This window comes from Pseudomonas graminis (assembly GCF_001705435.1).
In the GTDB taxonomy this organism is placed as follows: domain Bacteria; phylum Pseudomonadota; class Gammaproteobacteria; order Pseudomonadales; family Pseudomonadaceae; genus Aquipseudomonas; species Aquipseudomonas graminis_B.
In genome coordinates, this window is sequence record NZ_MDEN01000054.1 from 1 (window position 1) to 20,514 (window position 20,514).

The 20,514-nt window shown below is 63.5% G+C and carries 18 protein-coding genes; 12 read left to right on the top strand and 6 right to left on the bottom strand.

All coding sequences use genetic code 11. From position 1 onward, the window contains the following. Positions 1 to 136 precede the first annotated feature (136 nt). The gene (locus tag BBI10_RS04625) at positions 137 to 850 is read right to left on the bottom strand and encodes a cupin domain-containing protein (RefSeq protein ID WP_065987216.1); all 714 of its coding nucleotides are present in this window, start codon (positions 848 to 850) and stop codon (positions 137 to 139) included. 21 nt (positions 851 to 871) lie between these two features. Beyond that, positions 872 to 1,723: a GNAT family N-acetyltransferase gene (locus tag BBI10_RS04630; protein WP_065987217.1), complete on the bottom strand. Its 852-nt coding sequence runs from the start codon at positions 1,721 to 1,723 to the stop codon at positions 872 to 874. Positions 1,724 to 2,244: 521 nt separating this feature from the next. Between BBI10_RS04630 and BBI10_RS04635 the strand changes: the two genes are divergently transcribed. The 12 genes from BBI10_RS04635 (at position 2,245) to BBI10_RS04690 (ending at position 16,335) form a co-directional block, all read left to right on the top strand. Continuing rightward, positions 2,245 to 2,913, top strand: coding sequence for a haloacid dehalogenase type II (locus tag BBI10_RS04635; protein ID WP_037011693.1), 669 nt, complete (start codon positions 2,245 to 2,247; stop codon positions 2,911 to 2,913). A gap of 43 nt (positions 2,914 to 2,956) precedes the next feature. Further along, positions 2,957 to 4,231, top strand: a complete 1,275-nt coding sequence (locus tag BBI10_RS04640; RefSeq protein WP_065987218.1) for an NAD(P)/FAD-dependent oxidoreductase — start codon at positions 2,957 to 2,959, stop codon at positions 4,229 to 4,231. 106 nt (positions 4,232 to 4,337) lie between these two features. Then, positions 4,338 to 5,975 carry an ABC transporter substrate-binding protein gene (locus BBI10_RS04645; RefSeq protein WP_065987219.1) on the top strand — a complete coding sequence of 546 codons (1,638 nt, stop codon included), beginning with the start codon at positions 4,338 to 4,340 and terminating at the stop codon, positions 5,973 to 5,975. 12 nt (positions 5,976 to 5,987) lie between these two features. After that, a complete protein-coding gene (locus tag BBI10_RS04650; protein ID WP_065987220.1) occupies positions 5,988 to 6,944 on the top strand; it encodes an ABC transporter permease in 957 nt (318 codons plus the stop codon). After that, complete coding sequence (locus BBI10_RS04655) at positions 6,941 to 7,816, top strand: ABC transporter permease (protein ID WP_065987221.1); 876 nt, start codon at positions 6,941 to 6,943, stop codon at positions 7,814 to 7,816. Before BBI10_RS04650 ends, BBI10_RS04655 begins: the two co-directional genes overlap by 4 nt. A gap of 1 nt (position 7,817) precedes the next feature. Beyond that, complete coding sequence (locus BBI10_RS04660) at positions 7,818 to 9,659, top strand: ABC transporter ATP-binding protein (RefSeq protein ID WP_065987222.1); 1,842 nt, start codon at positions 7,818 to 7,820, stop codon at positions 9,657 to 9,659. Beyond that, on the top strand, positions 9,656 to 9,964 hold the full coding sequence (locus BBI10_RS04665; protein WP_065987223.1) for a (2Fe-2S)-binding protein: 309 nt from the start codon (positions 9,656 to 9,658) through the stop codon (positions 9,962 to 9,964). Before BBI10_RS04660 ends, BBI10_RS04665 begins: the two co-directional genes overlap by 4 nt. Then, the gene (locus tag BBI10_RS04670) at positions 9,946 to 11,337 is read left to right on the top strand and encodes an NAD(P)/FAD-dependent oxidoreductase (RefSeq protein ID WP_065987224.1); all 1,392 of its coding nucleotides are present in this window, start codon (positions 9,946 to 9,948) and stop codon (positions 11,335 to 11,337) included. The genes BBI10_RS04665 and BBI10_RS04670 overlap by 19 nt, the downstream gene beginning before the upstream one ends. After that, on the top strand, positions 11,334 to 12,488 hold the full coding sequence (locus BBI10_RS04675) for an NAD(P)/FAD-dependent oxidoreductase (RefSeq protein ID WP_065987225.1): 1,155 nt from the start codon (positions 11,334 to 11,336) through the stop codon (positions 12,486 to 12,488). Before BBI10_RS04670 ends, BBI10_RS04675 begins: the two co-directional genes overlap by 4 nt. Beyond that, positions 12,485 to 13,654 (top strand): acetylornithine deacetylase, encoded by a 1,170-nt coding sequence (argE, locus tag BBI10_RS04680; protein ID WP_065987226.1) that lies wholly within the window; start codon positions 12,485 to 12,487, stop codon positions 13,652 to 13,654. Before BBI10_RS04675 ends, argE begins: the two co-directional genes overlap by 4 nt. Positions 13,655 to 13,771: 117 nt before the next feature. After that, the gene (locus tag BBI10_RS04685) at positions 13,772 to 15,232 is read left to right on the top strand and encodes an NAD-dependent succinate-semialdehyde dehydrogenase (protein ID WP_065987227.1); all 1,461 of its coding nucleotides are present in this window, start codon (positions 13,772 to 13,774) and stop codon (positions 15,230 to 15,232) included. 20 nt (positions 15,233 to 15,252) lie between these two features. Then, complete coding sequence (locus tag BBI10_RS04690) at positions 15,253 to 16,335, top strand: tartrate dehydrogenase (protein WP_065987228.1); 1,083 nt, start codon at positions 15,253 to 15,255, stop codon at positions 16,333 to 16,335. A gap of 645 nt (positions 16,336 to 16,980) precedes the next feature. On the opposite strand, the gene BBI10_RS04700 is transcribed toward BBI10_RS04690, so the two are convergent. From BBI10_RS04700 to BBI10_RS04715, 4 genes are all read right to left on the bottom strand, one after another. Further along, the gene (locus tag BBI10_RS04700) at positions 16,981 to 17,238 is read right to left on the bottom strand and encodes a pyocin S6 family toxin immunity protein (protein WP_065987230.1); all 258 of its coding nucleotides are present in this window, start codon (positions 17,236 to 17,238) and stop codon (positions 16,981 to 16,983) included. 58 nt (positions 17,239 to 17,296) lie between these two features. Continuing rightward, positions 17,297 to 17,536, bottom strand: coding sequence for a pyocin S6 family toxin immunity protein (locus BBI10_RS04705; protein WP_065987231.1), 240 nt, complete (start codon positions 17,534 to 17,536; stop codon positions 17,297 to 17,299). Positions 17,537 to 17,543: 7 nt separating this feature from the next. Continuing rightward, positions 17,544 to 18,746, bottom strand: coding sequence for a colicin E3/pyocin S6 family cytotoxin (locus BBI10_RS04710; protein ID WP_244160310.1), 1,203 nt, complete (start codon positions 18,744 to 18,746; stop codon positions 17,544 to 17,546). Between the two features lie 658 nt (positions 18,747 to 19,404). After that, positions 19,405 to 20,331 (bottom strand): 2-hydroxyacid dehydrogenase, encoded by a 927-nt coding sequence (locus BBI10_RS04715; protein WP_065987233.1) that lies wholly within the window; start codon positions 20,329 to 20,331, stop codon positions 19,405 to 19,407. Positions 20,332 to 20,514 lie beyond the last annotated feature (183 nt).

A 20,514-nucleotide genomic window follows, 5' to 3' on the forward strand; every position in this document is an offset into this window, starting at 1 on the left:
GCCAAACCAGGAGCAAGCACCCTTGGTTACTTGGGGTGCTTTTCCAAGTAACTCGCCGAAGGCGAAACAGTCTGCCCCTAGGCAGACGCCCTTGATCTTGATCTTGATCTTGATCTTGCTCCAAAGACCGCCGAGGTCACTTCACCGCATAGACCTTGCGAACGTAAACCGTACTCGTCCACGCACAAAACGCCCCCTTCACCACGAACACCGTATCCCCCGGATTAACCGTCACCTCACCCCCTTGGTCATCGGCCAGCGTCACGCTCCCCTCCAACAGATGCATCAACTCATGCAACCGATGCGCACGACCATGGCGCTGATAAGGCGTCGAATCCCAAATCCCCACCTTCAGCGCCGTTACCTCATCCTCGAACAGACTCAACGCCCGACACTGCGGCGCAGGCCCGATCAAAATCGGCGGCTCCAGCGTCGCAGACGGCTCCAGCCACAAATGCGCCGGCAACAGCGTCAACCCAGGGCGCGCAGGGGCGTTCTCCACATCCACCGCACAAAACGCCCACTCACTGCCACTGCTCGCATGCACCGCGACCCGACTGCCACGGCCAATCACCGCACTCGCGCCGACGCCCAACTCCAGCGTCTGCTCCGCGCTGCTCAACACCACATGCCCCGCGTGCACCACCAGCGTCTCGCTGTAGGGGAAGTCTTCGATCAACGCATCGCCGGTGAGCCGCACCAGCCCGGCCGACACCCCGTCATCACCGCGCCACGCCACCTGTCGTGCCTCGGCAAAGGGATCAAGCGCGCCCAACGGCGCCGTGTTGAAAGACGTCGCAACGCCGCTGCCATCAGCGCGCGCCAACAGCAAAATACCGGGAGATGACATGGTTAACGCTCCGTAGCAAAGTCAGCCGATCGCCTGGGTGATCAGCGCAAAAGGTTGGACGCCCTGGCTGGCCTCGGGCGCGGTGCCCCGCGCCATCTGCACCACGGTGTCGACGTTCTTCAGGCCCGCGGCTTCGAGCCAGTCGCTCAGGCCGCAGGACACGGGGATGTCGATGCGCACAAAGGTGTCCGGCACCTGCGCAAGCAACACACCGATCAGGTGCTTGGCCTGCTGGATGTTTTCCGCCACCACCGGCCCGATGCAGCGCCCGCGCCCGAATGGCCGCAGCAGGGCGAAACCGCGCAGCTGACCGTCACGCTCGATGCCCATGGCGTGCTCGACTTGCAGGTCACGCAACACATCGCGGCGGTCGAGGCCGCTGGCGCTCCTGGCGAGGTTGAGCAGGGCGGTCTGATCGTCAGCGCCGAGGGCTCGGCAGATTTCGCCGTCGGCCAGCTCATCAAGCGCCGGCACCTGCGCCTGGCCCTGATGCTGCTGCACCCGACCAAACTCAACAAAACCCTGGCTGGCATACAACGGCTTGCCGGCGACGGTGGCATTGAGGATCGGCGTGCGCGGCTCGCACGCGGCGAGGGCCCTCTCCATCAAGCGGCGTCCAATGCCCTGGCCCTGATAATCGTTGCTGACGATCACCAGGCCGATGGTGGCGAAATCACCTTGAGGGCAGACAAAGGCGCTGCCAATCAGGCGTTTGCCATCCATGACCACGAAACCGTCGCTGACCCGGTGCAACATTGCCCAGTCGTCCAGGCGATGAGGCCATTTCAGTTGCACCGACAGGTCATGGGCGGCGGTCAGGTCGGCCACGGTCATGGGGCGGTAGGTATAAGAAGGGTGTGGCAGGGCGGACATGGCGAGGCTCCGTTATGCAGTATTCAAGTGGCACTGGCGCCCTGTATCCCACCTGATTAAAGGGCTGACAAGAGGGCTCGGGATATTCGGCAGATTCGTCCCGCGCCGAGGGACGCGACCCTACTTCGTACTTAAATCCGGGGCGAGGGCGGCAGCAAATGCCAAGGGTGGATTTTATCGTTTCAGCCCCGATGATCGTTCCCACGCGGAGCGAGGGAACGATCAGTGCACTCAAGATCCCCACGCCATACTTTCTGCCGCTTCAACCCCGCATCCTTGAGCCTCCTCATCACAAAAAGCCCCCTAAAAGCGCACAAACACTGGCCCTGCCCAAGGCTGGCGCGCACCGCAAACTCTGCTGAGGCCAGCCACTAAAACGGTGGTTTGTATTGAGCACGGGGCGTTTTAGACGGCATATGCTGATTTCACAGTGATGTAATGAAGCTGTGCTGCAACGAGGCCGCCGCGCCGTCAGGGCCGCGAACGCTTGCCACACTCAACTGACTTCAGGACCGCACTCCATGAGCTTTCTTCGTCCCAAATTCATCACGTTCGACTGCTACGGCACGCTCACCAACTTCCACATGGGCACCATGACCCGCGAGCTCTTCGCCGACCGCGTCAAGCCTGAACAGATGGACCAGTTCGTCAAAGACTTTTCGGCCTATCGCCTGGATCAGGTCATGGGCGACTGGCAGCCGTACGACGTCATTCTCAAGACTGCCCTGGCCCGAACCTGCAAACGTTGGGGCGTCGAGTACCGCGATGAAGGCCAGCTGTATTACGACGCGGTGCCGACCTGGGGCCCCCATGCCGACGTGCCGGCGGGTTTGTCGAAGATCGCCGACAAGATTCCCCTGGTGATCTTCTCCAACGCCAGCGACAGCCAGATCATGTCCAACGTCGACAAGCTCGGCGCGCCGTTCCACAAGGTCTTCACCGCCGAACAGGCCCAGGCCTACAAGCCGCGTCTGGCCGCGTTCGAGTTCATGCTTGACAACCTCGGCTGCGGCCCGGAAGACATCTTGCATGTGTCTTCGAGCTTCCGTTACGACCTGATGTCGGCCCATGACATGAAGATCAAGCACAAGGCGTTCGTGGCCCGCGGTCATGAAGTGCCGGCGAACGCGTTCTTTGAGTACCAGCAGATCACCGACATCGGCGGGCTACCGGCGCTGGTGGGCCTGTAACTCAAACGCTGCGGCATGCCGGTTAAGACATAAGGGGTTAAAGATGGGCAGTGAATCCTATTGGCTCGACACCGCACCGGCCTTCACCGGTGCCCAACTCGGCGGCTTGCCCGGTCAGGTCGACGTGGCGGTGATCGGCGGCGGGTTCACCGGCCTGTCCGCAGCGCGAGCGTTGGCGCTCAAGGGTGCCAGCGTGGTCGTGCTGGACGCCGGTCGCGTGATCGGCGAAGCCTCGGGGCGCAACGGCGGGCAGTGCAACACCGGCGTGGCGCAGGACTACGCCGGTCTGCACGCCAGTCTCGGTGCGGCCAAAGCGCGTGCCTATTACCAGGCCTATGAACGCGCGGTGCAGACCGTGGTGTCGCTGGTCGAGCAGGAAAAGATCGCCTGCAACCTGGTGCGCAACGGCAAGCTCAAGCTGGCGGCCAAACCCCTGCATTACGAAGGCCTGGCCCGCACCTGCGAGCTGATCCGCCAAGAGGTGGACGCCGACGTCGAGCTGCTGAATGCCGAGCAAACCCGTGCCGAGGTCAACTCGACGCAATTCCATGGTGCGTTGTTGCAGCGCAATGGCGTGCAGATGCACGTCGGCCGCTTTGGTGTCGGCCTGGCGGAAGCGGCTGCCCGGAGCGGCGCAATGGTCTACGAACACACCCCGGTCAAGGACTGGAAGCCCCAGGCCGGCGGTTATCAGGTCAACACCGCCAAGGGCTCGCTGCACGCCGGGCAAGTGTTGCTGGCGACCGGCGCTTGCCAGCACGGTGACCTCGGCTGGTATCGCCGGCGAATCGTGCCGGTGGGCAGTTTTGTCATCGCCACGGAAGTCTTGCCCCAGGCGCTGATCGACGAATTATTGCCGCAGCACCGGGCGTACGTGACCAGCCGCATGATCGGCAATTACTTCCGCCTGACCCCGGACAACCGCCTGCTGTTTGGCGGCCGTGCACGGTTTGCCATGTCCGACGGCGTGTCCGACGCCAAGAGCGGCAAGGTGCTGCGGGCGGCGATGCTGAACATGTTCCCGGCGTTGGCCAACGTGAAAATCGATTACTGCTGGGGCGGCCTGGTGGACATGACGTCCGACCGTCTGCCCCGCGCCGGCCAGCACGGCGGCGTGTTTCATTCCATGGGCTACAGCGGCCATGGCGTGCAGATGTCCGTGCACATGGGCCAGGTCATGGCCGAGGTCATGGCCGGCAACGCGGCGGCCAATCCGTGGCGTGAACTGGAATGGCCGGCGATCCCCGGGCACTTCGGCAAGCCGTGGTTTCTGCCGTTCGTGGGCGCGTACTACCGCTTCCAGGACTATCTGCACTGAAGCCGCACTGAGTCGCCGCTGTAGCGTCACCGTCGTCTGCGTTTCCAGGACGCTCCGGACATCCGTGAGCACTCGAATATCCCGATCATCGACAGGTAGCCTTGATATGACTGACCACAAAGACACCCCCGAGCTTATCTCCGGCCCAGACAGCCTGCGGGTATTCGAAGGCCTCAATCGCGGCATGTCGCGGCGCAACGCCTTGCAGATGCTCGGCCTGGCCGGGGTCGCCGCAGCGGGGGCGGGCAGCCTGTTTGGCAGCGCCGGCAAACTGTTCGCCGAAGAAGCCACCGCCGGCGGCAAGGGCAAGCCCGGCGGCAAGATCCGTGTGGCCGGCATGTCGAGTTCCACCGCCGACACCCTCGACCCGGCCAAGGGCGCGCTGTCCACCGACTATGCCCGTCACTACATGTTCTACAACGGCCTGACTCGTTTTGATAAGCACTTGGTGCCGCAGCTGGAACTGGCCGAGCGCATCGACAACGTTGACGCCACGCTGTGGACCATTACGCTGCGCAAGGACGTGACCTTCCACAACGGCAAAAGCCTCAGCGCCGCCGACGTGGTGTTCTCCCTCAGCCGCCATAAGGACCCGCTGACCGGTTCCAAAGTCATGCCGCTGATGGAACAGTTCGCCGAAATCAAGGCCACCGGCCCGAACGAAGTGCAGATTCGCCTCAGCGCCGCGAACGCCGAACTGCCGTCCATTCTCGCCGTGTCGCACCTGCTGATCGTTCCGGAGGGCACCACCGACTTCAACAAAGGCATCGGCACCGGTCCGTTCACCGTCGGCGAGTTCAAGCCGGGTGTGCGTTCGGTGGCGGTGCGCAACAAGAACTACTGGAAGCCGGGCCTGCCGTACCTCGACGAGATCGAATTCATCGCCATCGCCGACGAACCGTCGCGGGTCAACGCGCTGTTGTCGGGCGACGTGCACATGATCAACGAGGTCAACCCGCGCTCCACCACGCGCATTGCCGCCAGCCCGAAACACCGCGTCGTCGACGCACCGTCGGGTAACTACACCGACTTGATCATTCGCCAGGACCAGCTCCCCGGCAAAAGCCCGGAATTCACCCAGGCGATGAAACTGCTGCTGGACCGCGAACAGGTCAAGTCCGCCGTCTTCCGTGGCTTCGCCGTGGTCGGCAACGATCACCCTATTGCGCCGGGTTCACGCTACTTCAACACCGACTTGCCGCAGACGGTCTACGACCCTGAAAAAGCCAAATTCCTGCTGAAGAAAGCCGGCATGGAAAGCATCACCATGCCCGTCATGGCGTCGCCTGCCGCGACCGGTTCCGTGGACATCGCCGTTCTGCTGCAGCAATCGGCGAAACAGGCCGGCCTCAAGCTGGACGTCAACCGCCTGCCCAGCGACGGCTACTGGTCCAACCACTGGATGAAGCACCCGTTGAGCTTCGGCAACATCAACCCGCGACCGAACGCCGACGTGATGTTCTCGCAGTTCTTCCAGTCCAAGGCGCCGTGGAACGAGTCCGGCTGGCAGAACGATCAGTTCGACCAGTTGCTGATGCTGGCCCGGGGCGAAACCGACGACGCCAAGCGCGCCAAGATGTACGGCGACATGCAGACCCTGGTGCACGATCACTGCGGCATCGGCGTGCCGGTGTTCATCAGCAACATCGACGGCGTCGACCAGCGTATCAAGGGCTACGACTCCAACCCGTTGGGCGGCTTCATGGGTTACATGTTCGCCGAGCAGGTGTGGCTGGACGCTTGAGGAGGCAGTGCAATGAATAGCCATACGCTGTGGTTGATCTGCCGGCGCCTCGGTGCCGGGGTCGTGACCCTGTTGATCGTGTCCATGGTCGTGTTTGCGATCACGGCCGTGCTGCCGGGCGACGCGGCGCAGCAATCCCTCGGCCAGTTCGCCACCCCTGAACAGGTGGCGGCGCTTCGCCTGAAACTGGGGCTGGATCAACCCGGCGTCTTGCGCTATCTGCACTGGTTGATGAATTTGCTCACCGGCGACATGGGCCAGTCGGTGTCCAACGCCATGCCGGTGGGCGAGTTGATGGCCGGCCGGGTGCCGAACACGCTGATGCTGGCGGCCGCCACCGCGCTGGTTTCGGTGCCGCTGGCGCTGATCCTCGGCATCGGTTCGGCGATGGGGCGGGGCGGGCGCATCGACAGCTGCCTGAGCTTCATCACCCTGGCCATGGTCGCGGTGCCTGAGTTTCTGGTGGCGACCCTGGCGGTGCTGATTTTCGCGGTCAACCTCGGTTGGCTGTCGGCGCTGTCCTACGCCACCGACATCACTTCGCCGCTGCAGTTTTTGCGCACCTACGCGTTACCGGTGATGACCCTGTGCTGCGTGATCGTGGCGCAGATGGCGCGCATGACCCGCGCCGCCGTCATTGACCAACTCGACAGCCCGTACGTGGAAATGGCCCGCCTTAAAGGCGTCAGCCCGATCCGCATCGTGCTGCGCCACGCCTTGCCCAACGCGATCGGGCCGATTGCCAACGCCATCGCCCTGAGCCTGTCGTACCTGCTCGGCGGGGTGGTGATCGTCGAAACCATCTTCAACTACCCCGGCATTGCCAGCCTGATGGTGGATGCCGTGACCAACCGCGACATGGCCCTGGTGCAAGCCTGCACCATGCTGTTCTGCGCGGCCTATCTGGCGTTGGTGTTGCTCGCCGACCTCTGCGCCATCCTCTCCAACCCGAGGCTGAGAAACCAATGAACCCGCTCATTGCGAAATCCAGGCCTGCGTCTTCTGCCCTGGCGCTGGCCAAGGTCTCCGGCAACCCGTCCTGGCTGGGACTGGTCGGCGCTGCCGTCTGTGTGATCTGGCTGCTGGTGGCGCTGTTCGGCCCGTGGCTGGCGCCGCACCCGGTCGGCGAAGTGATCTCCGACAACATCTTCGAAGGCTTCAGCCTGGCGCATCCGTTCGGCACCGATTACCTGGGCCGCGACATGCTCAGCCGGGTGCTGGTGGGCGCGCGCTTCACCGTCGGCCTGTCGCTGGTGGCGGCGCTGTTGGCCAGCTTCTTCGGCACCGGCTGCGCGCTGCTGTCGGTGGTTTCGCCCAAGTGGCTGGACGAAATCATCAGCCGGATCATGGACGCGTTCATTTCGATCCCGAGCAAGATGCTCGCGCTGATCATGGTCTCGGCGTTTGGCTCGTCGGTCACGCTGCTGATCTGCACGGCGGTGATCAGCTACATCCCCGGTTCGTTCCGGGTGGCCCGCAGCATGGCGGTCAATATCGAAGCCCTGGAATACGTGCAAGTGGCGCGCACCCGGGGCGAAGGCAAGCTGTACGTCGCGTGCCGGGAAATCCTGCCGAACATGCTTAACCCGGTGCTGACCGACCTCGGCCTGCGTTTCGGCTACATCGTGCTGTTGCTCAGCGGCATGAGTTTTCTGGGCCTGGGCGTACAACCGCCCGACGCCGACCTCGGCTCGCTGGTGCGGGAAAACATCGGCGGCCTCAATCAGGGCGCGATGGCGATCATCATTCCGGCGCTGGCCATCGGCACGCTGACCATCGGCGTCAATCTGCTGATCGACTACCTGTCATCGCGACGCGGTCGACGCGCAGGAGGCCATTGATATGACCCAGTTGATTCGCGTCGAAGACTTGCGCGTGGTGGCCGGTGATCCGGGCAGCGAAGTGGAGATCGTCAAGGGCGTGAGTTTTGCCCTGGAGAAAGGCGAAGTGCTGGCCCTGATCGGCGAGTCCGGCTCCGGCAAGACCACGATTGCCCTGGCCTTGCTCGGGTATGCGCGACGGGGCTGCCGCTTGTCCGGCGGCGTGGTGCAGGTCGGCGAACACGACATGCTCGCCCTTGACGAAACACAGCTTCAGGGTTTGCGCGGCAATCGCGTTTCGTACGTTGCCCAGAGCGCGGCGGCCGCCTTTAATCCGGCGAAAAAACTTCTCGACCAAGTGGTCGAAGGGCCGCTGATCCATGGCCTCGGCACCCGCGCCGAACTGGAAGCCAAGGCCATCGGCCTGTTCCGCGACCTGGCCCTGCCGAACCCGGAACGCATCGGGCGTCGCTACCCGCACCAGGTCTCTGGCGGGCAACTGCAACGAGTGATGGCCGCCATGGCACTGATCAGCGACCCGCTGCTGGTGGTGCTCGACGAACCGACCACCGCCCTGGACGTCACCACCCAGATCGACGTGCTGCGGGCGTTCAAGCGTGTGGTGCGTGAGCGCGGCGCCACGGCGGTGTACGTGTCCCACGACCTCGCCGTGGTCGCGCAAATGGCCGACCAGATTGTCGTGCTCAACGGCGGGCAAATTCTCGAAAGAAGCGCCACCGCGCCGCTGCTCAAGGCACCGGCCCACGAATACACCCGCAGCCTGCTCGCCGCCGCGCGTCCTGACACGCGGATTCGCCCGCCCTGTGGCGTTGCTGAAGAGGCGCCGCTGCTGACCATCACCGGCCTGACCGCCGGCTACGGCAACAAAAACCTGCACGGCATGCCGGCGATCCGCGTGCTGGAAGACATCGACCTCACCGTGCGGCGGGGCCAGGCGATTGGCGTGATCGGTGAGTCCGGCTCGGGCAAATCGACCCTGGCGCGGGTGGTGGCGGGGCTGCTGACCCCGGCCCTTGGCGGCCTGACCTTCGACGGCCAGCCGTTGGGCGGCAGCTTGTCGGAGCGCACGCCGGAGCAGTTTCGCCGGATTCAGATGGTCTTCCAGAACGCCGACACCGCGCTGAACCCGATGCACAGTGTGGCGACCATCCTCAGCCGTCCGCTGAAGATGTACTTCGGCCTCAAGGGCGCAGCGTTGCAGGTACGCATCGGTGAGCTGCTCGACCTGGTGCGCCTGCCGCGAGACATGGCTGATCGCCGACCCAATGAACTGTCGGGCGGGCAGAAGCAGCGGGTCAATCTGGCCCGTGCGCTGGCAGCCAAGCCGGACCTGATTCTCTGCGATGAAGTGACCTCGGCCCTCGACACCGTGGTCGGCGCGGCGATCCTCGAACTGCTCCGCGACCTGCGCCAGCAACTGGGCGTGTCCTACCTGTTCATCAGCCACGACATCTCCACCGTGCGCGCGCTGTGCGATGACATCGTGGTGATGTACAGCGGCCACAAAGTCCACGCCGGCCGCCGCGAATCCTTTGCTGAAGCGCCGTACCATCCCTACACCGACCTGTTGATCCACTCGGTGCCGGAACTGCGTCAGGGCTGGCTGGAAACCTGCGGCGCCACCCATGGCGAGCTGCCGCCGATAGGCGAGCGGGCCAACCTGCCGGAGCTGTGCACCTTTCTCAACCGTTGTCCGATGCGCATCGACGGCCTGTGCAACCGCACCGCGCCGAACCGTCGCACCCTGGACAACGGCAGCGAAATCCTTTGCCACCGCGACGCCGCCGACCTGCTGGCGACCCAGCGCGGCGTTACCCCCACAAGCTTTGGAGCGTATGCATGAAAGGGCGTTTTTTGAGGCTGGCCGAACAAGGCCGGCCGACGGTCAACCTGACCGTGGATGGCGCGCCGGTCGAAGCGTTGCAGGGCGACACGCTGATGGTGGCGTTGCTGACCCAGGGCACCGCGCTGCGCCAGTCGGAATTCGACAGCGGCCGCCGCGCCGGTTTCTGTCTGATGGGCGCGTGCCAGGACTGCTGGGTCTGGACCCGCAGCGGTGAACGCCTGCGCGCCTGCTCCAACGAAGTCCGCGACGGCCTGGACATCGTCACCACACAACCGGAGGCGACATGGCCACTGCACAGCTGAGCACCCATCGCGTCGTCATCGTCGGTGCGGGCCCGGCCGGCGTGCGCTGCGCCGAAACCTTGCTGGCGGCCGGCATCAAACCGATTCTGGTGGACGAAAACCGCCGCGACGGCGGGCAGATCTACCGCCGCCAGCCGGACGGTTTCACCCGCGATTACAGCACCTTGTATGGCAGCGAAGCCGACAAGGCCAAAGACCTTCACCAGACCTTCGATCGTCTGCGCGGCGCCATCGATTACCGGCCCGACACCCTGGTCTGGAACCTCACGCCGGGGCAATTGTGCTGCGCCAATCAGGGCCGCCACAGCACGCTGGACTACGACGCGCTGATCCTCTGCACCGGCGCCACCGACCGCCTGATGCCCATCGAAGGCTGGCAACTGGCAGGCACCTACAGCCTGGGAGGGGCGCAGATCGCGTTAAAGAATCAGGCCGTGTCCATCGGCCATCGCGTGGTGTTCATGGGCAGCGGGCCCTTGCTGTACCTGGTCGCCAGCCAGTACGTCAAAGCCGGCGCGACTGTGGCGGCGGTTCTTGATACCTCGCCCTTCAGCCTGCGCCTCAAAGCCCTGCCCAAACTGTTGGCGCGACCGGGTTTGCTGTGGACTGGCATGAAATTTCTGGCGCAGCTGTACCGGGCGAAAGTGCCCGCGCATTTCGGCGTCAAGCCGTTAGAGGTACTGGGCGATGCCGCCAATGGCGTGGCAGGCGTGCGCTTCACCACCGGTAGTGGCAAGGCCGTGACCGTGCAGGCCGACGCCGTCGCGCTGGGTTATCACTTGCGCCCGGAAACCCAGCTCGGTGATCTGGCCGGTTGCGCCATGGCCTTCGATGAGGCCTCCAGCCAATGGTGGTTGGCGACGGACGAGGCCGGTCGTACCTCGGTGAACGGCGTGTATGCCGCCGGTGACGGTGCGAAGATTCGTGGCGCCGATGCCGCCGAGCACGCCGGGCGCCGAGTGGCCCTGGCAGTGCTCGAAGACCTCAAGCAGCCGTTCAATGCCGGGCTGCGCGATGAACAGCAGCAGGCGCTGGCGGTGATGGACCAGTTTCGTCTGGGCCTGGCCGAAGCGTTTCCCTGGCCCGGCGAACAAGCGAAGGCCTTGCCCGACAGCGCCATCGTCTGCCGCTGCGAGATGATCACGGCGGGCGAATTGCGCCGCACGGTCAACGAGAAGGGCGCCTGTGAAGTCAACCGCGCCAAGGCTTTCAGCCGGGTCGGCATGGGCCGCTGCCAGGGGCGTTATTGCTCGCAAGCGGGTGCCGAAGTGATCGCCGCAGAAGCCGGCGTGCAGGTGCAGGAAGTCGGTCGCCAGCGCGGGCAGGCGCCGGTCAAACCGTTGTCGATGCTCATTGAGGAGGTGTCGCCATGAGTGTGCAAAAAGCAGATGTGGTGATTGTTGGTGGCGGCTTGATGGGCTCAGCCACGGCGTTTTTTCTGCGTCGGCGCGGGCAGTCGGTGATCCTGCTGGAACGCGACCAGATCGGCCAGTACGCCAGCGGCGTCAACTTTGGCAACGTGCGCCGGCAAGGGCGTTTTCTCGGCCAACTGGCCCTGGCCAACCGCTCGTGGGCGCTGTGGAAACGCCTGCCGGAACTGATCGACGACGACCTCGAATTCATCCCCAGCGGACACATGCGCGTGTGTTACCGCGAAGACGAAATCGCCGAGCTGGAGGCCTACGCCGCCGCGCCGGAAGCCGAGCAACTGGACCTGAAAATCTACCGTGGCGCCGAGCTGCACGAGCGCTTTGGTTTTCTCGGCGCGGACGTCAAAGGCGGCTCTTACGCCCCCCACGACGGTCACGCCAACCCACGCCTCGCTGCGCCAGCCTTTGCCCGCGCGGCCCGACGTCTGGGCGCGCAAATCGAAGAGCGTACGGAAGTGGCCGAGGTCGAGAAGGTCGGTGGAGATTTTCACGTCAGCACCACCGACGGCCGGCAGTTTCACGCCGCGCAGCTGTTGATCACCGCCGGTGCCTGGGGCCAGAAGCTCTCGGCGCAGTTTGGCGAGCCGGTGCCGCTGGACACCCACGGCCCGCAGATGGCGGTTACGGAGCCGGTGCCCTATGCCTTGCCGACGGTGATCGGCGTGTACACCAAGATCGCCGAAGAGGTGATCTACTTCCGCCAGATTCCCCGTGGCAACATCGTCATCGGCGGCGGCTTTCGCAGCAAACCGGACATGCTCAACCGTCGCGCCGCTGTCGAGCCGCGCAGCATCCTCAATCAGGCCGAACAGATGCGCCGCCTGCTGCCGGGCGTTGGAAACCTGAACATCATCCGCGTGTGGAGCGGCATCGAAGGCTACCTGCCGGATTCGCTGCCGATCATGGGCCCCAGCGGCACCGTCGACGGCTTGTTCTACGCCTTCGGCTTCTGCGGCCACGGCTTTCAGCTCGGCCCCGGCGTCGGTGATGTGATGGCCGAACTGCTCGACACCGGTCGCACCACGACCCCGATCGAGGCATTCTCCATCAGACGTTTTGCCTTTCCTGCTGCGCAACGGAGCCACGCCTCATGAAACCCCGCGTTCTCGAGATTCTGAAACGGCTGATGGCCTTCGAAACGGTGTCGTCGGAGTCCAACATGGCCCTGATCGACTACGTTCGCGACCTGCTGCTGAGCAAGGGCATCGAGTCGCTGATCGTCAAGGACGAGAGTGGCAAGAAGGCCAACCTGTTTGCCAGCACCGGGCCGAAAGACCAGCCCGGCGTGTTGCTCTCCGGGCACACCGACGTGGTGCCGGCGGCGGGGCAGGCGTGGACCTTTCCGGCCTTCGCCGCCACTGTGCAGGACGGGCGCATCTATGGCCGTGGCAGCTGCGACATGAAGGGCTTCATCGCGCTGGCCATCGACGCCATGCTCGACGCAGCAGAGCACTCAGCCAACCGCCCACTCAACCGCCCGCTGCAACTGGCCCTGTCCCATGATGAGGAGATCGGTTGTGTCGGCGTGCGGCGCTTGCTCGACGTGCTGCACCTGGCGCCGGTGCGGCCGTTTCTCTGCGTGATCGGCGAGCCGACCAACATGCAATTCGTGCTGGGCCATAAGGGCAAGGGCTCCTACCGGACCTATTGCCGGGGCCAGGAGGCGCATTCGTCCCTGGCGCCGCGCTCGGTCAACGCCATTCATGTGGCCTGCGACTTCATCGCCTCCCTGCGGGAGAGCCAGCAGCATTTGCAACAACACGGCGCCCAAGACACCGACTACGACGTGCCTTACAGCACCGTGCACGTCGGCCAGATCAGCGGCGGCAAGGCGCTGAACATCGTGCCGAACCTGTGCACCCTGGATTTCGAGGTGCGCAACCTGCCCGCCGACAACCTCGAGCATTTCATCGAGCAGATGCGCGAGCGCGCCGAAGTGATCGTGCGTGAGGCGAAGAAGCTTTCCAGCGTCGCGGCCATCGAGATCGAAACCATCAACGTCTACCCCGGCCTCGACACCCACCCGACCGTCGAAGCGGTGAGCTTCCTCAAGCAATTCGCTGCGGCGGACACCGGCATGACCAAAGTCTCGTTCGGCACCGAGGGCGGCCTGTTCAAGCAGCGCCTCGACGTGCCGGTGGTGGTCTGCGGCCCAGGTTCCATCGAGCAGGCACACAAGCCGGACGAGTTCATCGAATTCAGCCAGATGGACGCCGGCGAGCGCTTTTTGCAAGGGTTGCTGGGTTCGCTGAAGGCGTAGCAGAGCCTGCCGTCCTGACGTGAATTTCAGCACGGCACGCTGGTTTGAAGGCGCTTTCGGCATCCTCGTTCGAGGCAGATCCCTAGACTGGGATCTGTCTCGGATCAGGACTCGACCATGCTCAAGAATCGCTTGCAAGACCCCGGCCTGCTGGCTGAACGCGCTTACGTGAACGGTGAGTGGAGCGCCGCCGACAGCGGCGCCACCCTCGACGTCCGCAACCCCGCCACCGGCGATCTGCTGGCCCAGGTGCCGGCCATGGACGCCGTCGACACGCGCCGCGCCATCGACGCCGCCGAACGTGCCTGGCCCGCATGGCGCGCGCGTCCGGCGGCAGAGCGTGCGGCTCTGCTGGAGCGATGGTTCCAGGCAATGATTGACCACCTCGACGACCTCGCGCTGATCATGACCTGCGAGCAGGGCAAGCCGCTGAACGAGGCCAAGGGCGAAATCCGCTATGGCGCCGGCTTCGTCAAATGGTTCGCCGAGGAAGCGCGCCGGGTCTACGGCGAAACCATGCCGGCCCCCACTGGCGACCGCCGCCTGCTGACCCTCAAGCAACCCGTGGGCGTCTGCGCCGCGATTACCCCATGGAATTTCCCCAACGCGATGATCACCCGCAAATGCGCGCCGGCCCTGGCCGCCGGCTGCCCGATCATCGTCAAACCGTCGGAGCTCACGCCGCTGTCCGCCCTCGCCCTGGCGGTGTTGGCCGAGCGCGTCGGCATTCCGGCTGGCGTGTTCAACGTCCTCACCGGGCTGCCCGCCGGCATCGGCGAGGAACTCACCGGCAACCCGGCGGTGCGCAAGATTTCCTTCACCGGCTCCACCGCCGTCGGCCGCCTGCTGATGCGCCAGAGCGCCGAGCACATCAAACGCCTGAGCCTGGAGCTAGGCGGCAACGCGCCGTTTGTGGTGTTCGACGACGCCGACTTGGAACAGGCCGTTGCCGGTGTCATGATCAGCAAGTTTCGCAACGCCGGGCAAACCTGCGTGTGCGCCAACCGCATTCTGGTGCAGGCGGGCATCTACGACCGTTTCGCCGCGCGGCTGGTGGAGGAGGTGGGCAAGCTCAAGGTCGGCAACGGCCTGGAAGAGGGGGTGACCATCGGCCCGCTGATCAACCCGGCGGCGGTCGCCAAGGTGGCCCGGCACATCGACGATGCCTTGAGTCAGGGCGCCAGACTGCTGTGCGGCGGGATTCCCGCAGGCGACAGCCAGTTCGTGCAACCCACCGTGCTGGCTGACGCCCACGCCGGCATGCTGCTGGCCAATGAAGAAACCTTCGGCCCGGTGGCGCCGTTGATGCGCTTTACTACAGAAGGCGAAGCACTGGCGCTGGCCAACGCAACGCCTTTTGGGCTGGGCGCTTACTACTTCACCCAGGACCTCAAGCGCTCGTGGCGCTTCGGCGAGGCGCTGGAGTTCGGCATGGTCGGCCTCAACACCGGGATCATCTCGATGGAAGTCGCGCCCTTCGGCGGCATCAAACAATCGGGCCTCGGCCGCGAGGGCAGCAAGTACGGCCTGGACGAGTACCTTGAAGTCAAAGCCTTCCACATCGGCGGCTTGAACTGAGTCAACCCAAGGGGCGCACCATGAGCAAGGCATTCAGAATCGCCGCGATGGCGGGCGACGGCATCGGCAAGGAAGTCCTGCCGGAAGGGCTGCGGGTCCTGGAACAGGCGGCCAGGAAATGGGAACTGAACCTGAGCATCGACGTGCTCGACTGGGCCCACTGCGACTACTACCTCGCCCACGGCAAGATGATGCCCGACGACTGGTTCGAGCAGCTCAAGGGCTATGACGCGATCTACTTCGGCGCCGTGGGCTGGCCCGACAAGGTGCCGGACCACATTTCCCTGTGGGGTTCGCTGCTCAAGTTTCGCCGTGACTTCGACCAATACGTGAACATCCGTCCGGTGCGGCTGTTCCCCGGCGTGCCCTGTCCGCTGGCCGGCCGCCAACCGGGGGACATCGACTTCGTGGTGATCCGGGAAAACACCGAGGGCGAATATTCCTCGGTGGGCGGCAAGATGTTCGAAGGCACTGAACACGAGTTCGTGCTGCAGGAATCGGTGTTCACCCGCCGTGGCGTCGACCGCATCCTCACATTCGCCTTCGAACTCGCCCAGACCCGCCCGCGTAAAAAGCTGACGGCCGCGACCAAATCCAATGGCATCTCCATCAGCATGCCGTACTGGGACGAACGCACGGCACTCATGGCGGCAAATTATCCCGAAGTGACGTGGGACAAGCAGCACATCGACATTTTGTGTGCACGCTTCGTGCTGCAGCCGGACCGGTTTGACGTGGTGGTGGCGTCGAACCTGTTCGGCGACATCCTCTCGGACCTCGGCCCGGCGTGCGCCGGCACCATCGGCATAGCCCCCTCGGCCAACCTCGACCCGGAACGTCGCTTCCCCTCGTTGTTCGAACCGGTGCACGGCTCGGCGCCGGATATCTATGGGCAGAACATCGCCAACCCCATCGCGATGATCTGGTCCGGCGCATTGATGCTGGACTTCCTCGGCAACGGCGACGACCGCTACCGCGCGGCCCACGACGGGATCTTGCAGGCGATTGAAGACGTGATTGCAGAGGGGCCAATCACCCCGGATTTGGGCGGGAAGGGGTCGACGCAGGACGTAGGGGCGGCGATTGCCGGGAGATTGGTTTAGGGCCGGGATTTCTGCAGGACTGGCTGTTGACGTTTGTGGGACCGGCTTTAGCGGGGAAGGCGACGGATGCCACACCGAGAAGTTGATAGCGATTGCGCGGGCCTCTTCCCGGCTAAAGCCGGTCCCACAGGGACGCAGAGCGCCCCGGACGGCTTTACCACGCGGAGCGTGGGGAACGATCAGATCAAAAGCTTCCCGGCTAAAGCCGGTCCTACTAAAAGCATGCGCGGTGTCAGTGGGACCGGCGGCGATCCTCGTAAGACCGGCTTTAGCCGGGAAGCCCTTGATCTGCTTTTGATCTTCATACGCAAATAGCCCAGACGGCACCAATCGCGACTTTGGTGCAGGCCGAACGTATACGACGCGCAGTGGGCCGAGCCGCATGGATGCGGCGAGAGCGCCGTCAGGACATGGATGTCCGTTCGGCGCGGGCCCACGGAGCGTCGTCGAAGTGAGGGAACCCGACGAAGTCGGGCCAAACCGAGAGCAGGCACCCTTGGTTACTTGGGGTGCTTTTCCAAGTAACTCGCCGAAGGCGAAACAGTCTGCCCCTAGGCAGACGCCTTAGATCTTGACCTGGCGTGGGCTTAAGGGGGACTGATTTATTTACAACGCTGCACCGTAAATTAATCCCGCATTGAGTGCCTAACTGGCAGGTTCATTTCTGTAAAGCGCAATGCAGTAAATCAATTGCGCCTTTTTTCGCTCATCTAACGCTTTGAGCACCATCACTGCTTGCTCCTGGCTAAGCTCTGTTACGCCCGGGGGTACGTCTGATTTTGTCGTCCAGCCCATCGCGGCAAGCACGTTTGTTTCGAGTGCTTGTGGTACCACCTTCTCGTACTGAAGCGAGTTGTCCGGGTCCGGCTCAGGGTAAAAGCCCTGTATCAGCATGAATGCCATATGAGGTGACTTCACCAATCATTAAGTTATCCAGAGGGTGGTTGGCCCCGTGCTGTGCTCACGCTACGACGCCTATCAGGAGCTTCAGATCGGTCGGAAGTTGGCGTCCCGTGATTGAAGACAGCATTGTGACCTGCTCGTTTGTCAGCGGCCAGTCACCTTCCGCCATCGCGTTTAGGCTTGCATGGCCGAGCCGCGCTACGATTTCGTCATTCAACGACGGATCTATCTTCATTTCAAATTTCAGCGAGTCGTCTTCGGTGCTGTCGAGCAAAAATCCAAATATATAGAGGAACATAGAACTCTCACTTTTCAATTTTACGGCCGGGCTTGGCCGGCTTGGTTCGCTCGCCGGTCTGAGGATCAAACTCCCCCAAGTGCTTGCCTTGTTTGTCATACATTTCGACAGTCCCGTGCTGACTATCCCACTCAAATATTCGGCCTTTGGGATCTTTCCAGCGTCGTCGCTTCGCTCCACCACCCTGGACCATTGTTTTACTGTCTGCTTTCTTGGCGTCTGGAAAGCCTGGGAGGTCCAGCGGAGGCGGATGATACCCATGATCCCCATTAAACGGCCTTGCATACACCACATACATCGACCTCAGCCCCGAGTCAGCGGGGAAGACGAGGATGCAGTCTTCAGCAGTGATGTCGTCGCCTGGGAGTCCTTCGAGCTGGCTGTCGGTGTCGTCGGGGATCGGGTGGACGAGGATGGTGCCTAAGCGCGCGTCGCTGTTTTCAGGGTAGACCAGCGGTTCCAGCGTCCCGTGTCGGCCCCGGCGGGGCGTCATGAGAATGGTTACGCCGCTGAGATGGGCTTCCATCGCACTTTTGTCGGCGTTCCAGCGGGCTTGCACGGTGCGGACCGAGTCATCGCCGGATGACTTGGAATGGATGCCGTAGATCTGTAACTCGCCTTCTGCATCACGGCGCAACTGGAAACGCACCCGCGTTGTCGCTTGGGCCAGGTTGCGCAATTCGTCATCGGTGTAGAGCGTGCCGTCGCCCATCTTCGCCGGGAGCATGCCTACGATGAACAGACTCGCCGGGCCGCCGGCTCCTCGAAGCAGCCACGTGTGGCTGCGCTGCATGATGCCGCCGCCGGCCATGCGGCCCAATCCCATGTCTGCGCCGAGTGCGGCGGCAATAGCGTCGGAGGCGGAGGGCAGGAGCATGGCGCCCGCCATCATGATCGCGCCGAAGTTGGAGGCGGGTTCTACCTCAGTGCCGGCGTCAGTGCTGCACCATTCCCCGGTACAGGATTTGGCGAAGACCTTGTCGGTGCGCTCCTTCGGGGCCGGCCAGCGCTCTGGCATCGGAGTGGGCACCCGCACGGGTTCGGGAGGCGAGTTCCATGCGGCCCACGACGCACCTCCGTTGGGAAGCCCTTTGAAAATCGAGTCGTCCCCAAAGGGATCTTTTTTGTCGTCCTTGAACATGACCTTGTTGATGCCTGCCAATTTGAGGCGGCGGAGGATGCGGTCGGGTCGACGGGTGGTCAACGGCACGGGGGTTACGGGGTGTTGCGGGGCGGACAGTTTCCGCTGTGAGTGGTGCTAGCTTTCCCAGAGAAGGTGTCGTGTTGAACATCACATAATTGTTGGCGACTGGAATGGCGTCTTCCCGGCTAAAGCCGGTCCCACTAAAAGCATGCGCTGTGTCAGTGGGACCGGCTTTAGCCGGGAAGACGTCAGGTGCCACACTAACGGACCGGGGACAGATTAATTTACGGTGAAGCGTTGTAAATAAATCAGTCCCCTATAAGCGCTAAAAGCATGCGCTGTGTCAGTGGGACCGGCGGCGATCCTCGTAAGACCGGCTTCAGCCGGGAAGCCCTTGATCTGCTTTTGATCTGCTTTTGATCTTCATACGCAAATAGCCCAGACGACACCAATCGCGACTTTGGTGCAGGCCGAACGTAGACGACGCGCAGTGGGCCGAGCCGCATGGATGCGGCGAGAGCGCCGTTGCGGACATGGATGTCCGTTCGGCGCGGGCCCACGGAGCGTCGTCGAAGTGAGGGAACCCGACGAAGTCGGGCCAAACCGAGAGCAGGCACCCTTGGTTACTTGGGGTGCTTTTCCAAGTAACTCGCCGAAGGCGAAACAGTCTGCCCCTAGGCAGACGCTTGTGATCTTGACCTGGCTTGTGATCTGAAAACGGGACTCAATAACCCCGATTTCGATCAATCTCACCAACCATCCGCTCCCCACGCTCAAACCGCCGAATGTTCTCCAGCAACACCCCAAACGCACTCGCCGGCTGCGTCATCGCCGCCACATGCGGCGTTAACACCACCTGCGGATGCTCCCAAAATGGATGATCAGCCGCTGCCGGCTCCACCTGCAAGACATCCAGCACAGCGCCCCCCAACTGCCCACTCTCCAGCGCCTCCAGCAAATCCTCCTCAACAAGATGCCCGCCGCGCCCCATATTGATCAGCCCTGCACCCCGTGGCAGCAACGCAAACAGATTCCGGTCCAGAATCCCCTCCGTCTGCTCCGTCAACGGCAGTACGCACAGCAAAATATCGCACTGCCCCAAAAATGCCGACAACTGCGCCTGACCCGCAAAACAGTCCACCCCCTCAATTTCATGGACACTGCGCGCCCAACCCGACAAGGCAAACCCGAACGGCGCCAGCGTCGCCAGAATCTGCTGCGCCTGGGTGCCCAACCCCATCACCCCCACGCGCCGTTTCTCCGCCGGTTGCAACAGATGGGCCTGCCAACAGCGTGCCGCCTGCTGCTCGCGATACCGCAGCATATCCCGATGCAGACTCAACACCGCCCACGTCGCGTATTCACACATCCCCCGCGTGATGCCCGGATCCAGCAGCCGTACCACCGGCAGATCCGCCGGCAAGCGCGACAGATCCAGCTGATCAACCCCGGCCGACAGCGCGAACAGCACCTTCAGATTCGGCAGCAACTGCGTCAGGTCATCCGGCGCCTGCCAGGCCGCCAGGTACTCGACCTCTTCGGGATTGCCGATGTCCGGCCAGGCGCGCCATTCGATGTCCGGTGCATGTTCGGCGAAGAGTCTCTGCCAGTGTGGCGCGCGCGCGGGGTCGGCTTTGTAGAGCAAGGCCATGGGCTTCTCCTGCTAAAGGGAGGCTGAAGGGAAGGGGTAGGGAGCTAGCCCACATCATCCTCCAAGCCCGGCGCAGGATCTGTTGAAAGGCGGGGCCAAAACAGTCGATCCGAATTTCTCACGGGCCAAGTTCGGCTAAGTGCGTTGCCCGCACGCCGTAACCTGATCAGCATCGCAACCGCC

Excerpts from the sequence above, each read along its gene's own strand:
- BBI10_RS04630 (WP_065987217.1), bottom strand. The coding sequence starts at position 1,723 with ATGTCCGCCCTGCCACACCCTTCTTATACCTACCGCCCCATGACCGTG.
- BBI10_RS04670 (WP_065987224.1), top strand. The coding sequence starts at position 9,946 with ATGGCCACTGCACAGCTGAGCACCCATCGCGTCGTCATCGTCGGTGCG.
- BBI10_RS04700 (WP_065987230.1), bottom strand. The coding sequence starts at position 17,238 with ATGGCATTCATGCTGATACAGGGCTTTTACCCTGAGCCGGACCCGGAC.
- BBI10_RS04705 (WP_065987231.1), bottom strand. The coding sequence starts at position 17,536 with ATGTTCCTCTATATATTTGGATTTTTGCTCGACAGCACCGAAGACGAC.
- BBI10_RS04640 (WP_065987218.1), top strand. The coding sequence starts at position 2,957 with ATGGGCAGTGAATCCTATTGGCTCGACACCGCACCGGCCTTCACCGGT.
- BBI10_RS04660 (WP_065987222.1), top strand. The coding sequence starts at position 7,818 with ATGACCCAGTTGATTCGCGTCGAAGACTTGCGCGTGGTGGCCGGTGAT.
- BBI10_RS04635 (WP_037011693.1), top strand. The coding sequence starts at position 2,245 with ATGAGCTTTCTTCGTCCCAAATTCATCACGTTCGACTGCTACGGCACG.
- BBI10_RS04715 (WP_065987233.1), bottom strand. The coding sequence starts at position 20,331 with ATGGCCTTGCTCTACAAAGCCGACCCCGCGCGCGCGCCACACTGGCAG.
- BBI10_RS04645 (WP_065987219.1), top strand. The coding sequence starts at position 4,338 with ATGACTGACCACAAAGACACCCCCGAGCTTATCTCCGGCCCAGACAGC.
- BBI10_RS04650 (WP_065987220.1), top strand. The coding sequence starts at position 5,988 with ATGAATAGCCATACGCTGTGGTTGATCTGCCGGCGCCTCGGTGCCGGG.
- BBI10_RS04625 (WP_065987216.1), bottom strand. The coding sequence starts at position 850 with ATGTCATCTCCCGGTATTTTGCTGTTGGCGCGCGCTGATGGCAGCGGC.
- argE (WP_065987226.1), top strand. The coding sequence starts at position 12,485 with ATGAAACCCCGCGTTCTCGAGATTCTGAAACGGCTGATGGCCTTCGAA.
- BBI10_RS04665 (WP_065987223.1), top strand. The coding sequence starts at position 9,656 with ATGAAAGGGCGTTTTTTGAGGCTGGCCGAACAAGGCCGGCCGACGGTC.
- BBI10_RS04675 (WP_065987225.1), top strand. The coding sequence starts at position 11,334 with ATGAGTGTGCAAAAAGCAGATGTGGTGATTGTTGGTGGCGGCTTGATG.
- BBI10_RS04655 (WP_065987221.1), top strand. The coding sequence starts at position 6,941 with ATGAACCCGCTCATTGCGAAATCCAGGCCTGCGTCTTCTGCCCTGGCG.
- BBI10_RS04690 (WP_065987228.1), top strand. The coding sequence starts at position 15,253 with ATGAGCAAGGCATTCAGAATCGCCGCGATGGCGGGCGACGGCATCGGC.
- BBI10_RS04685 (WP_065987227.1), top strand. The coding sequence starts at position 13,772 with ATGCTCAAGAATCGCTTGCAAGACCCCGGCCTGCTGGCTGAACGCGCT.